Source organism: Actinomycetota bacterium (genome assembly GCA_014360645.1).
GTDB lineage: Bacteria > Actinomycetota > Geothermincolia > Geothermincolales > RBG-13-55-18 > Solincola_B.
Genome location: JACIXD010000007.1, coordinates 135138 through 147910, shown reverse-complemented (window position 1 = coordinate 147910; position 12773 = coordinate 135138). Strand labels below are relative to the sequence as shown.

The 12773-nt window shown below is 61.4% G+C and carries 10 protein-coding genes; 4 read left to right on the top strand and 6 right to left on the bottom strand.

Going from position 1 to position 12773, the window contains the following annotated elements; genetic code table 11:
• Positions 1-66 precede the first annotated feature (66 nt).
• On the bottom strand, positions 67-162 hold the full coding sequence (locus tag H5T74_08185) for an AURKAIP1/COX24 domain-containing protein (protein MBC7230352.1): 96 nt from the start codon (positions 160-162) through the stop codon (positions 67-69).
• Between the two features lie 445 nt (positions 163-607).
• On the opposite strand from H5T74_08185, the gene H5T74_08180 reads away from it, so the two are divergent.
• Positions 608-1000 (top strand): hypothetical protein, encoded by a 393-nt coding sequence (locus H5T74_08180; protein ID MBC7230351.1) that lies wholly within the window; start codon positions 608-610, stop codon positions 998-1000.
• Between the two features lie 254 nt (positions 1001-1254).
• Here H5T74_08180 and H5T74_08175 read toward each other — a convergent pair whose 3' ends face one another.
• A complete protein-coding gene (locus H5T74_08175; protein MBC7230350.1) occupies positions 1255-3621 on the bottom strand; it encodes an FtsX-like permease family protein in 2367 nt (788 codons plus the stop codon).
• 213 nt (positions 3622-3834) lie between these two features.
• The gene (locus H5T74_08170; GenBank protein MBC7230349.1) at positions 3835-4242 is read right to left on the bottom strand and encodes a hypothetical protein; all 408 of its coding nucleotides are present in this window, start codon (positions 4240-4242) and stop codon (positions 3835-3837) included.
• Between the two features lie 255 nt (positions 4243-4497).
• Here H5T74_08170 and H5T74_08165 point away from each other — a divergent pair, with 255 nt between their 5' ends.
• Both H5T74_08165 and H5T74_08160 read left to right on the top strand, forming a co-directional pair.
• Positions 4498-4890 (top strand): hypothetical protein, encoded by a 393-nt coding sequence (locus tag H5T74_08165; GenBank protein MBC7230348.1) that lies wholly within the window; start codon positions 4498-4500, stop codon positions 4888-4890.
• A gap of 322 nt (positions 4891-5212) precedes the next feature.
• Entirely contained in the window at positions 5213-6154 is a 942-nt protein-coding gene (locus H5T74_08160) for a DMT family transporter (protein ID MBC7230347.1), read from the top strand.
• A 182-nt stretch (positions 6155-6336) separates the two neighbouring features.
• Here H5T74_08160 and H5T74_08155 read toward each other — a convergent pair whose 3' ends face one another.
• Positions 6337-7443, bottom strand: coding sequence for a hypothetical protein (locus H5T74_08155; protein ID MBC7230346.1), 1107 nt, complete (start codon positions 7441-7443; stop codon positions 6337-6339).
• Between the two features lie 354 nt (positions 7444-7797).
• On the opposite strand from H5T74_08155, the gene H5T74_08150 reads away from it, so the two are divergent.
• A complete protein-coding gene (locus H5T74_08150; GenBank protein ID MBC7230345.1) occupies positions 7798-8145 on the top strand; it encodes a prepilin-type N-terminal cleavage/methylation domain-containing protein in 348 nt (115 codons plus the stop codon).
• A gap of 224 nt (positions 8146-8369) precedes the next feature.
• Here H5T74_08150 and H5T74_08145 read toward each other — a convergent pair whose 3' ends face one another.
• Both H5T74_08145 and H5T74_08140 read right to left on the bottom strand, forming a co-directional pair.
• The gene (locus H5T74_08145) at positions 8370-10622 is read right to left on the bottom strand and encodes a YfhO family protein (protein ID MBC7230344.1); all 2253 of its coding nucleotides are present in this window, start codon (positions 10620-10622) and stop codon (positions 8370-8372) included.
• A complete protein-coding gene (locus H5T74_08140; protein ID MBC7230343.1) occupies positions 10612-12726 on the bottom strand; it encodes a DUF2723 domain-containing protein in 2115 nt (704 codons plus the stop codon). The genes H5T74_08145 and H5T74_08140 overlap by 11 nt, the downstream gene beginning before the upstream one ends.
• Positions 12727-12773: the final 47 nt, after the last annotated feature.

The window sequence follows — 12773 nt, the reverse complement described above, 5'->3', positions numbered from 1 at the left end:
CTCTTGCGCCTGCAGGGCGGTTTCACGAGATGATCGGAGAGAGGAACGGGACGTTCGTGATGTCCGCTACTTGTTCCTTCTCTGCCAGCGGGTGCGCTTGAGCAGCTTCTTGTGCTTCTTCTTGCGCATCTTCTTGCGGCGCTTCTTCACCACCGAACTCAATTATCATCACCTCTTGGCTCGCTTTGCTGGAGCAATTCTTAAACATTATACAACATGGTGCGCGGAAAAGGGGAAGAAGTGAGGGGGATGCGGTCGGGAGGTCGTCTCGACCCCCGTTCATGTTTCCGGAGGAAAATTTCCCCGTGGATCGGCGGGTGAGGAAGGCGCGGTTACGGGGTTGCCGCAACGCCGGAGAACGCGGTCCCGGTCCGCTTTCTCGGGGTCGCGTAACGGGCGTCGACCGGATGCCTGCCTCCGACCGCTCATCCCCTCGCCGCCGCCCCCGTCGATGCCCTTCACCGCGGGCTCTGTTCCCAGCCCCCATCCCCGTGGACATGACTGCCGATGATGTCGGAGAGCGCGGGACCTCCCTGCCTGGGGAGCTTGAAGCAGGGGGTAAAATGGTGATGATGGACGCATGGCCCTTGCGAGGAGGAAAGTCGGCTTGAGGGAATTCATAAGCGGCAGGCTGGTCAGCGGCGGGGGCGTGTGCGAGGGCTGCGGAAGGCGCCTCAAGGGCGGGGAAAAGGTGTACGCGCTCGCAGTGGAGGTCGACGAGATCAGGGAATACCTGTACTGCCAGGGCTGCCGTCCGGACGCGAACGACCTCCCCAAGGGGGTGTTGAGCCTGGAGCCGGCGCTGGCGGTGGAGGAACCCGGCCTGGACGAGCGACGCATGGGGTTCGAGGTCAAGGCGGGTTCGCTGTGCACCGCATGCGGGCACTACTTCGAGGTCGACGAGTGGCTCTTCGTGGGCGTGGTCGAAGGCCTGCACGGCGGTTTCGTCTATTGCGCGGAGTGCTACCGCATCGAAACCGCCGGCGAAGAGTCGGAATGACGGTCCGCTCACACAGCACCGGCCCGGCTTCACCGCTCATTCGGAGGGCAACATGCGGAGCCTCGGCGACAAGGCTGTTCCCCCGTACGGCCGGCCTTATTCCGCGATGCCCTTTCCATAGATTTCCAGGAAGCCTTATGACGGGCTGCCTGTCCATACCGATCGGCGAAACAGCTTGCCGGGCGTGAGCTTTGGGCCGAATCGCCATCCTGACAGCCGCTCAAAGGGTGAGAGGTCTCCGTTCGGATGCCGGCCTAGATGGAACGGCGCTTGAGGGATTGCGCCAGGTCCAGGTTGCGGATATGGCGCAGCGAGGGGAATTCCGAGAGCACCATGAGGGCGATGACCAGCACGCCGGTGATGACCAGGGTCCATACCGAGATGGCCGGGGTGAAGGCGAAGAGGTCGCTCTCGTAGAGCTTCATGGCCTGGGCCATGACGATGCGGGCGGCGATGTAGCCGGGCACCAAGCCCAGCAGCCCCATGATCACGTTCTCCAGCGTGAGGGAGAGAGACGCCTTCCACTGCGGCACCCCCAGGGTGAGCATGGTCGCCACCTCCTGTTCCCGCTCCATGATGTTGATGGTGGAGGTGTTGAAGACCAGCGAGGAGGCCATGATGAGGCCGAAGATGAGCATCACCGCAATGACGATATAGAGCAGGGCCATGTAGGAATCGATCTCCTTCTTGATCTGCGAGAGGTCCACCATGGTCAGCACCTCGGGCATGGCGTAGAGCCGTTCCCTTACCTCCTGGTAGTATCCTGGATCCACCTTGATGTAGAAGGCGGAGGACCTGGTTCCGTATCCCAGGAGCTCCCTGGCCTCCTCCACCGGCACGTAGACGAAGGACCCCATGGGCTCCATGATGAAGTCGGAGACGACGAAGGAGCGCGAGCGCCGGGAAGAGGTGACGGTGATGGTGTCGCCCTCCGCGATCCCCAGCTCATCGCGGTAGTTCCGGCTTATCAGGCAGTGGTTGGGGCTTAACTTCACGGAGCGGTTGCGCTCGTCCAGGAAACCGCGCATCACCGTATCCGCGAGGGCGCCCATGATGATGCTCTCCACGTCCTTTTCTCCGTTTCTGATGGTGCAGGGATAGCCCACCGTGGGCTCCACCCTGGTCACGCCCTCGATGTTCTCTATCTTCCTCTGGGTCACGCGCGTCTGGGGCTCCAGAAAGAGCACGGCGATGTCGAAGGTGAAGAGGTGGTTAAAGGCGCGGTCCATGTTGGCGTTGACGGTGTCGTTGAGTCCCAGATTGAGCATGATGAGGACGATGGAGAATACGATGCCGATGACCGTGAAGGCGGTGCGCCTGCGGTTGCGGAAGATGTTGCGCAGGGGCAGCCTCCAGAAGACGGGCAGGCGAGAGATGCGGGGCAGCAGCCGCTCCACCCAGGAGACCTTTGCGTAGCTGGTCACGTCTATGGCCCCCCGCAGGGCCTCGGTGGGCTGCACCGCCGCGGAGCGCCGGGCGGGCACCAGGCCCGCCAGCACGCAGAAGAGCATGGCCAGGAGGAAGCCGTACAGGAAGACAAAAGGGTAAGTCCCGAACCTCACGAAGGGTATCTTCATGGTGCTGGAGTAGACCTTGGACACGATGCCCGTGACCGCCCACCCCAGCACGCTCCCCAGGGCCACCCCCACCAGTCCCACGATGACGGCGAAGGACATGTAGTGCAGGAGCACGGAGCGCGCGGAGTATCCCAGAGCGCGCATGAGCCCAATGGTGGGCCGCTGGGTGCGCACCATGCGCGAGAGGATCATGTAAATGCTGAAGGCGGCGATGGTGAAGAATAGGATGGGGAAGAAGATGGCGAAGTCGTGGAACTGGCGCACGTCCATCTCCAGGAGCATCTTCGAGATCTGGTTGTCCCGCGTGGTGACCTCCTCAATGCCGTAGGGCTTCAATACGGCCCTAACCTGTTCCTCCGTGGTCTTCAGCAGGGCGTAGTCCTTGAGGGTCATGGCGAACTCGTTGTAGGAACTGGACGCGAATCCGGTGAGGAACCTGGCCTGCTCCATGTTGAAATAGAAGACGCCGTACACGGTAGCCGAGGTCATGGGGAACTGCCGGTTGCGGAAGACCACCATGTACTCCGGGCTGGAGACCACCCCCGCCACCCTCACCGGCATACGCTCCCCGTTCTTCACGGCATAGATGACGTCTCCCTCCTCGAGGCGGTTGAAATCGGCGAAATGGTTTTCCACCAGGCAGGTGAGCTCCCGTTCCTGTCCGCTGAGCCCGTGGCCCTTGCGCAGATGAAGGGTGTTGACGTAGGTCCCCTGGGTGGGGATGCCGATGACCTGTCCCGTGATGCGCGTCCCGTCCGCCAGCTCCATGCCCATGGGGTCGCTGATGCGGGGCGTCACCAGGTCCAAGTTGGGCAGCTCGCGCAGGCGCTCCGCCGCGCGTTCCGGTGCCCGCTCCACGCGCACCAGCAGGTCCTCGAAGTTCAGTCTCTCGTAGGTGTACTCGTAGGACTTGGACAGGTTGAGGTAGGACATGTAGGAAGCGGTGTATAGGATGATGCCGATGGCCACCACCGAGGCCACGGCGAAGAAGCGGAACTTCGACTGCATGATCTCGCGCCACAGTTTTTTCCGCAGCATCTTCATCCCGCACCACATCTCTCTACAAAGGCGGCCGTCCTTGCCTCCCCGGCTTGCGGCGTCTCGCCTCGGGCTAAGGAACATTATGTACCATGACGGCCGGTTGCGGTATGAGGTCAGGTCACGAAGGGCGGAGGCTGCGGCCGGTTCGCCTTCGGGAGACCGACGCGAGGGCGGATATTCCGGGACGTGGACGGCGACGGCCCCGGAAGCGCGGGGTCAGTCCCGGAAGGTGAAGAACGACGACCTGGCCGCCGGCTCGCCGTTCAACCGCAGGTCCCAACTGTAGCGGCGCGAGGGCTCCAGGGGAAGGCGGTGGAAGTTGACGGCCTGCAGGAAGCGAAGGGGCATGCCCGCCGGGTGCCCCGCGGGCCTTCCCACCTCGAAGCTCCCCTGCACCCGCACCTCGCGCGGGGGGTCGCCGGCGCTGATGGCGTTGCCGTCCTCATCAAGGAGCACGAGCTCCATATCGTGGCGGCGGTTCGCCTGGTCCCACGGCACGTCCAGCAGCACCACCACGGCCATGTCGGGCATGCGGCGGCTGCGCCCGATCCATCCGCCGCCCAGCACGAACACCCGGTCACCCACCACCTCGGCGGCATCGCAGAGCAAAAGGTGAGCCTCCATGTCATCACCCCCTGACAGTCTACCCTAAAAGCCCGCCTGTGGGCATTAGCTCGCCGGGGGAACCGCGCGGCCGCCGGGGTTGCGAGGTGGAGGAAGCGCCGGCTCCCCCTGTGGCATATAATGGAGCAGGGCGCCGGTGCATTCGTCCTGGAGCCGTGACCGGGCGGCCAGGCGCTCCGTTGCCCCGCGCGTTGGGAGGGACAGTGGCTCCGGTAGAGGAGCGAGACGTCGGCCGAAGCGAAGAAGGAGGGGGAGATGCTGCCCTACGACAGTTTTCTGATCGACCCGCCCTGGTTGGTCTCCCTGGGCTATCTCTATGCCCGGGGCACCGAGAGGCTGGTGCGCGACGAGGAGAAGAGGGCGAAGGTGAGGAAGTTCCTCGACCTGGCGACCATCGGCGTCTTCTACGTGACCAGCATCAGCCTGTATTTCAACCTGGAATGGACGCGCTGGATATGGGAGATGTGCCGGGCCGAATCGGGCCGGGACTGGATGATCAACTCCGGCGTGTTCCACTTCGACCACGAAAACGTGAGCCCCAGGGGACATGCCCTGTGCGCGGCCGTCTTCGCCACCTACCCCCTGGCGCTCAAGCTGGGATACCGGCTCGCGGAGCGGGGCGGGGCGAGGCGGGGTATGGCCTCGTGAGCGTCCCGGGACATGCCCTGTGCGCGGCCGTCTTCGCCACCTACCCCCTGGCGCTCAAGCTGGGATACCGGCTCGCGGAGCGGGGCGGGGCGAGGCGGGGTATGGCCTCGTGAGCGTCCCGGGACATGCCCTGTGCGCGGCCGTCTTCGCCACCTACCCCCTGGCGCTCAAGCTGGGATACCGGCTCGCGGAGCGGGGCGGGGCGAGGCGGGGTATGGCCTCGTGAGCGTCCCGGGACATGCCCTGTGCGCGGCCGTCTTCGCCACCTACCCCCTGGCGCAGGATTCAGTATTCATAAAAGGACGGCCGAAGGGAGGGACCGGTGGCAGGTAAGCTGCGCTATCATCTCTACCTTTTGCTGGTTTGCTGGATATGGGGCCTGGCCTTCATAGCCATGAAGGTCCTGCTGGACGAGCTCGGTTATCTCTCCCTGAACTTGGCGCGTTTCCTTCTCACCGCGCTCTTCCTGGCCCCGGTGGTGGCTTTCTACCGCAGGAGGCGGCCTGCTCTCAGCTGCGGGGAATGGTTCCTCGTCTCGGCGGCGGGGGTCGCTGCGGTCCTCGGCTATCACCTTGCCGTGACCTACGGGGAGACGCTGGTGCCGGCGGGGACCGCAGGGCTGGTGGCCAACATCACTCCCGTCTTCGCGGCCTTGCTCTCCCGCTTCCTCCTTCACGAGAGCCTTGGCATGTGGAAGGCGGCGGGGATAGCGCTGGCCCTGGGGGGAGTCGCGGTGGTCACCATACTGGGCGCGGGCGAGGAGCTGGGGTTAGGCAGGGTGCAGGGCATACTCTATGTGCTCCTCGCCGCCCTGGCGTGGGCGGTGTACACCGTGCTCTTGAAGCCGTTGGCCGAGGCCCACGGCGCTTTTTTCATCACCTCCTACGCCATCTTCGCCGGTACCCTGGCGCTGCTTCCCCTGGGCGTCATCGCCCGCGATCTCTCCTCCGGGATGGCCTCCCTGTCCCGCGCCGGCTGGGGCTGGCTCGCCTTCCTCAGCCTGGGATGCACGGTCCTGGGTTACCAACTCTACTCCAAAGGCCTCGAGGGCCTGGGTGCCTCCCAGGCCTCCTTCTATATCTACCTCGTTGCCCCCATTGCGCTTTTCTGGGGCTGGGCCTTGCTGGGGGAGGAGGTGAACGCGGCGCTTCTGCTGGGCACGGCCATGATCCTCGCCGGTCTGGCCTGCGTAGGATGGGAGGAGGCGCAGGGCGGTACGGCGCCTCGCATGCCGCGGAGATACCGCAACGGCCCTGCTGCTTAAGTCTTTCGACGGCGCCTGTCTTCAGTGCGTGAGCGGTGCGGCTCACGGGGTTTCCGGCGTGGTCCCGAAGCGGTATCGCGCCGCCCTCACCAGTCCGAGGGACCCCGTCTCACCGTCCCGCCCGGAGGAGATACCGTAGATACCTCTTGCTTCGGGGGCCGGTCATGGACAGGGTTCGCTCTTCATTGGACTTTCTGCGTGGTCCCGAAGCGGTATCGCGCCGCCCTCACCAGGCCCAGGGGCCCGGTCATCATCATGTCACCCCCCGGAGAGGGATAATAGACCTCCAGGCCGGTGCCCTCGAGGAGCTCGCGGTTGGGGCCGGTCACCGCGACGAGGTCGATATTCTCCAAGCCCGGCGGGTCCTGGAGGTAGAAGAGACCGTGTCCGGAGGCCATGAACTCGTCGTCGTCCACGGCCTCGCCCGCGCAGAAAGCCCCCAGGTAGGCGGCGAAGGAACGCGGCTCAAGCTTTTTGGTATGGTGTTCCAGAACCGCCTTCACCTTTCCTCCAGAGACCAGGCAGGCAAGGGTGTGGCCGTTGCCCGCGTTGATGAGCAGGAGGTTCCCGGAGGCCGTTTCCGCCACCAGCCGGTCCGCGAGGCAGCCCGCCACCGCCGCAGGAGCGGTGTCCATGACCAGGATATTCTCGCAGGAGAGCTGTTCTCGCAAGCGACCGGCGGCCGACCTCATGCGAGGAAAGACCTCCGGTATCTCCCCCTCGGGGAAGGAGAGTGAGAGGGGGTCCGGGTCCTCCCGCAGGCGGCTCCGCATGTGGGCGAGGCGCGTCTTGCGGTTGCTCTCCCCGGGCCGGTAGGTCCCGTGGTCCTGCACCGCCACTGCGGCGGCGTCGAGGTCGTCCAGGGACTCCCCCACGGAGAGGAGGAGTTCTCGCAGGGGGCTGAGGTCCAGCTCGTCCGCGCACAGGACGGCGCCGCGGAACCCCGGGGGCGGCTCCTCGCTTATCTCCACCCCCATGGCCTCCACGTCGGCCAGGTTGTTGCGCAGGGAGAAGGCCGCCTCACGGGACATGATCACCCTGGTACCCGCACGGAGCCTCTCCTTGAGGGCGCGGGAAAAGGCCCCGCCCCCCACCGTGCGTCCGGTCACGAAAAGTCCCCCGGCCGTCTCCCCGGCATCCATATCCCTTATCCGCTTCGCCAGGAGCGCGCCGGGGCTGGGGAGCACCAGCTTCACGCAGTTCTCGAGCTTTCTCCCCGCGTCGAAGAGCAGGATGTCCTGCGTCCCCGCCCCTACATCAACAGCCAGAATCCTTCCGCTGCCCTCCACCTTTTACCTCCCGCCGTCCGCCACTGGAGCTGCGCGAGATTTCGCCGATTGCGCTCTCTCCCCTCACCTTTTACCTCCCCGGAAACGCCGTCCGCCGCCGCGTCCGGCCGCTCCCCGGAGTCCGCTGCAGTTATTGTCATGGGAGTCGATACCGATTATAGCGTAGGGAGAGCGGCATCCCTGCGGGATACGGGGTTTAAATCCCGGGGAAGATGGTTAAGTATTAAGGCGAAAATGCCGAAAATCAAATATAGATACGAGTCTGCGGCTACGAAGGAGGGAGGTGGGAGCTAAGAGACGAGATGTTTCGGTGGGAGGCATTTGTTATATATCCAGAGGAAAGGAGGTGAGAGAATGCACAGGCAGGAAGGCTTCACCCTCATCGAGTTGATGATCGTTATCCTCATCATCGGTATCCTGGTGGGTATCGCAGTGCCGGTATTCCTGGCAGCTCGCGGCAGCGCGGAGAAGAGGACTTGCCAGTCCAACATGAAAACCATCAAGTCCGCGTCCAACATCTATGCTGCCAGCAACGACGGGCATTATCCGCAGGCCATAGGAGATCTGGTTCCTGCATACATCGAGAAGACCCCGACGTGTCCGCAGAATGGCTCCGTTTATGAATCCAACCCCAATAGTATCGATTGGCATAGCGGGACTGCGCCGGCGAGCCCGAGCTGCTCAAATCACGGTACCATCTAGTTTGTTGATCCGGGAGGGGGAGGGGAGTCTCCTCCCCCTCCTTGATTTTTGCATCGGACTCGAACTTATCCCGCCGTGACTGATCACCGGTCGCAGGGTGACGGTGGTCCTGTATGCCCAGACCATCCTGGCCATATCATCTTCACCGTCGTCTTTCTCCTCAAGCCATGCCGGGCCAATCCCCTATTCCGGGATGGCGTCCGCGTTTACGCCTCCCTGGTACCTTACGAGGGTATCTCGATATGCAGGAAACGGGTCTTGCGGTCATATAGCAGCAGCAGGGCGGCCAGGGCGAGGGCTGCAACGAGGATGAATACGCCATAGGTCAGAGACCGCGGACGGTATATGAACTCCACCACGTGCCCTCCCGCTTCGAGCTCGACCCCCATGAAAGCGTAGTTTGTTCTCAGGAGCGGCCGCCTCTCTCCATCGACATAAACTTCCCATTCAGGGTAATATGCGGTGTTCAGCACCAGTATGCCCCCTGTTTCCGATTCGACGCCGAGCTCGATGCGGCGGTCGCTGTAGGAAACGAAACGCGCTTCTCCCCCCATCTCTTTCCCGGCATGGTGCATTGCCGGTTCCTCTTCCAGGATGACCCTTTCCCTGACGCGGCTTCCATCCCACATGGTCTCTATCAATTGCTGCATGGGCAAGGGGCTCTTTTCCACGATCTCGAAATCGGAGGCGATATATGCTCGCGGCATCGGGTTTTCAATTTCGTAGACGTTTATAGAGACCCCTTTCATGTCGGTCTGGAGCGTCCTGACCCTTGTGATCCCCTCTACCCCGAGCTCGAAGGGAGTTAGGAGGTATTTCACGCTCTCCAGGGCTAGTACGTTCACGGCACTTCGAGTGTATCTTACCTTCCAGCCCGCTTCTTTCAGGTACATGAAATGGGTCAGGGAATCCAGCACCTTAGGATAATAGAGACCGTAATCGCCGTATTGCGTCACCCCGTCGATGCCGAAGTAGATGTTCTGGTTCGGAGGCAACAACTCCATGAACTGATAATAAGCCTCTTTGTCTCCGAGCCAGCCTCCTGATTCACGTATGGCCTGTTCCCATACATCCCTCTCCCCCAGCACGGAGATGCGGTAACCCGGTTCATCGCCGAGGTTTTCCTTGAGCCATGTGGCGAGTTCATTGTCCTCGAGGATCCTGTCGGATTCGATGGTGGATACCTGTCTGTGAGCGAATAATCCCAGGTCGAGGACGAGGGTGAGGATGATGAGTGCAGAAATACCGCCTCTCCAGCGCCCGCTGTCCCCGAGACGGTTTAACGCGTGGTCGACGGCGGCGCCGGAGAGAAAAGCAAGGGACATGGTCGTGAGGAGCAGGAACCTTTGCCAGAACCGGAACATCCTGAAACCCGGGACGTATCTCCATAGTATCTCCGCCAGGGGAGTGTTGTTGCCCAGCGCGATCAGGAGGGAGAACACGCCTATCGCGAGCCACATCCTCACCTCGCTGCTTTTCCTGGCCAGGAAGAGCACGGCCGCGAGGGCAAGGACCATGGTCAACAGCCCCGTATATGCTATGTTTTCCCAGAAATAATCGTACTCGAGGTCATAGGTGCCCGAGGCGGGGTTTCCATACTGGTAGGGAGAGAACATCTGTACGAGGTTACGGGGGCGCATGGGTTTCCCCAGCGACCAGGCGAAATCGGTTCCCCCGGAGCGGTTGAAATGCGGATATCCCGCGATCTGCGGTATCAGCTGGGGGGCGGCGAAACCGAACCCCATGACCAGGCAGACGATAAGGGCCAGAACGAACATGACCGTTAACCGCACCATTTTGCCGGCATCCATCTCGGGATACCGGGATTTCAGGCTCGCGGACCTCCACAGCAGGATCACGAGGACGGCGGAGAAGGAAATGGCGAACACCTGCGCTCCTCCCGAGAGTATCTGCATCGCGAACGCAAATGCCGTCAACAGGAAATACTTCAGGTTACGCCTTGCGAAAGCCCTTTCAATACCGTAGATGGCCAGGGGAAGCCAGGCGTAGGAGTTGATCATGTACGTGAATTTTAGTTTTGCCATCACGTATGCGGAAAAGGAAAAGGATACGGCCGCATAAAAAGAGGCCACCCTGCCGAGGTTGTACTGGCGAAAAAGGAGGTAGGAAAAGACGAGGGCGAGGAACAGGCTGATGATGAGCGAGAGATTCAAGGCGAAACCCGGCTTGAAGGCGTAAAAAAGTGCGAGGTTTAAGGGGTAGAGCAGGCCGGCCTGACCTTCGGCCAGGAGCGGGAAGCCGCACCCGATCCGCTGTGTCCAGAGGGGAAAGGTAGCCCCGTGGAGTCCTTCGTGCAGCAAATAGCGCGCGGGGAGATTCAACTCGGTTATATCGCTGTTGCTGATGTCGCCCATGTACAGTACCTGTCCGGTGCTCCATAGAGGGTAGGTGAAGAGGAGCAGCACTGCCAGGAACAGTGCCGCCAGGACAAGACGGGTCATGGCATTACCGCGCATCACCAAACCTGCCCTCGGCCAGCATATCTTCCATGTCCATAAGCGCATCCCAGACATTAATGGTCGAGTAGGTTCCGGAATTTACGTAAAGGTCAAGATACCGGTAGGCCTCTTCCGGGATGGAGATCTCCGCATAGGTATCCGCCATCCTCTTGAGCACCTCCGGCGCTGGATACAACTGGTAAGTGTAGGAGAAGAAGAACAAAGCCCTTTCCTTTTCGCCTTTGCCTGCGAGATATTTACCCAATTCGTAAGGGTAGGCAGCGATCTGGGCGAGGAGGTCGAGCTCCCTCCGGTTACCGGTATAGAAGGAATCGGACAGACCATCCACGATAAATCTCCCATAATATGCTAACTGCCCTTCGTAATACTCCTCCGGGTCGAACGGGGCATCTCTCGGCACGAGTTTGAAGGAGATGCCCCTGGGCTGGAATTCCAGGGATTCGTCGAGTACCGGGGTATGCAGGATGTAGAAAGCGGGAACCTGGGGATTGCCGTTTATTATGCGCTCCGCCACCAGGCTTCTCGTGTCTTTTGTGGGGTCGTCGGTGATGTCCGCCCGGATCTCTTCCACGGTGGGGAAATATATCCGGGAAGCATATTTCCTCACGTGCGAGAAATACCATGACTGGTCGAGGAAGGGATAGATGAGTATGGTCAGGTCTTTTTCGTCCCCTTGCACCACCTCGTAGTATTCCATCAGGAAGACGGGCACATCTCCGGTAACGAACAGGACGCTGCCGTCTTCGAGGGATGCGGTGAGGTTCTTGATAAAGGCTTCCCCCACCGGATCATATTTAAGGTTGACCGCGGAGGCGGTCTTCGACGCGGGCAGGCAGAAAAGAGCCACCACCAGCATGCCCAGCGCCAGGACCAGACCTTTCTTGATGTCGTCTCTTACTGAGGCCAGGTTGTCGAGCAGCTCTCGGAGCTTTTTTGATGCGGCACTCAAGCCCATGGCGATGAAATAACAGAGGATGATCGTCGGCATGATGAAGAACCTCTCGATGGTCGAACGCTCAAATGCGTTTTGCACCTTGACGTTGGCAAGGAGAGCGAAAACGACCGCGCTCAGAAAAAAGGCGGTGAAGAGAGGCAGGAAATCTCCGATACGCCTTTTTGCTGCATGGAACATCCCGAACACGCCGAAAGTCAATCCCAGGAGATGTACCTGCCAATACAGTCCGTTGATGAAGTAGAAGACCAGGTCTATGCGGTGGTCGGCCCCGGGACCGATCCATAATCGTGACGATCCGTAATATGCCCTCGTGATGCTGTCCTTGAAGTTCTGGAAGGTCGAGGGATTGAGGAAGTTCATGAACGGCTCCTGGGAGGCGCGGAGCGGGAGGTAGAGATACGGCAGGAGCCCGGCGAGGAATGCCAGCATGCAGGCCGCCAGGAGAGAAGGCCTTCGCCATAAGGCGAGAAGTTGACGGGGCAGGAAAAGGAGAAGGGCGGGGAACACGAAGATGATGGTATGGTGGTGGGTCAGGCTGAGGCCGGCCAGGCCCGCCAGGAGCACCATCCTTCTCGTGCAGCCGCGGCTGTTGCCGCGGAGCCATTCCTCGCGGGCCCTAATGGCGACATATATAAGCAGCGCGACGAAAAGACTGTTGAGCGGAAAGACCTCCGCGATCTGGGCATAGAACCAGAAGACACTCGAGAAACCGAGCACGGCGGTGGCGATGGAGGAAGCGGCCCGGCTGCGGGTCATCTTCAGGGCCGACAGGTATACGACAAGGAGGGTAAGGGAGTGAAAGAGAACGGAGGAGAGATTCACCCTGAAAGCGATGCTCCCAAAGGGCAGGCGCGTAAACAGGTAGCCCAGGAGGGTGAAGAGCGGATACCCTGGAGGGTGCAGTATCCCGAGGCTGTAGGTGCCCGCGATGAGCTCCGGTGAGTCTCCGGCGATATTCGGGCCGTGGCCGCAGGTGTAAAGATATAGCACGAAAAAAAACAGGAATACCGCCAGGCCGGCAAGCCTGTCCCATGCGTTCAAGGCATACGGAGGGGTGGAGGCGTAGTATCCGTCAAGTCTGTGCGCGAGGCTTGACCTGGCCTTCCCGAGCCGCTCTCTCAATCCGTTGACCGACGGTGATGACATCCACGTTCCTCGTTGCCCGACCGCTTTTTTCATCTCTATACGGTCGT

Bases quoted from the DNA above. Each gene is read 5' to 3' on its own strand.
- H5T74_08145 (MBC7230344.1), bottom strand. From the start codon at position 10,622: ATGCGCGGTAATGCCATGACCCGTCTTGTCCTGGCGGCACTGTTCCTG.
- H5T74_08140 (MBC7230343.1), bottom strand. From the start codon at position 12,726: ATGTCATCACCGTCGGTCAACGGATTGAGAGAGCGGCTCGGGAAGGCC.
- H5T74_08175 (MBC7230350.1), bottom strand. From the start codon at position 3,621: ATGAAGATGCTGCGGAAAAAACTGTGGCGCGAGATCATGCAGTCGAAG.
- H5T74_08170 (MBC7230349.1), bottom strand. From the start codon at position 4,242: ATGGAGGCTCACCTTTTGCTCTGCGATGCCGCCGAGGTGGTGGGTGAC.
- H5T74_08150 (MBC7230345.1), top strand. From the start codon at position 7,798: ATGCACAGGCAGGAAGGCTTCACCCTCATCGAGTTGATGATCGTTATC.
- H5T74_08165 (MBC7230348.1), top strand. From the start codon at position 4,498: ATGCTGCCCTACGACAGTTTTCTGATCGACCCGCCCTGGTTGGTCTCC.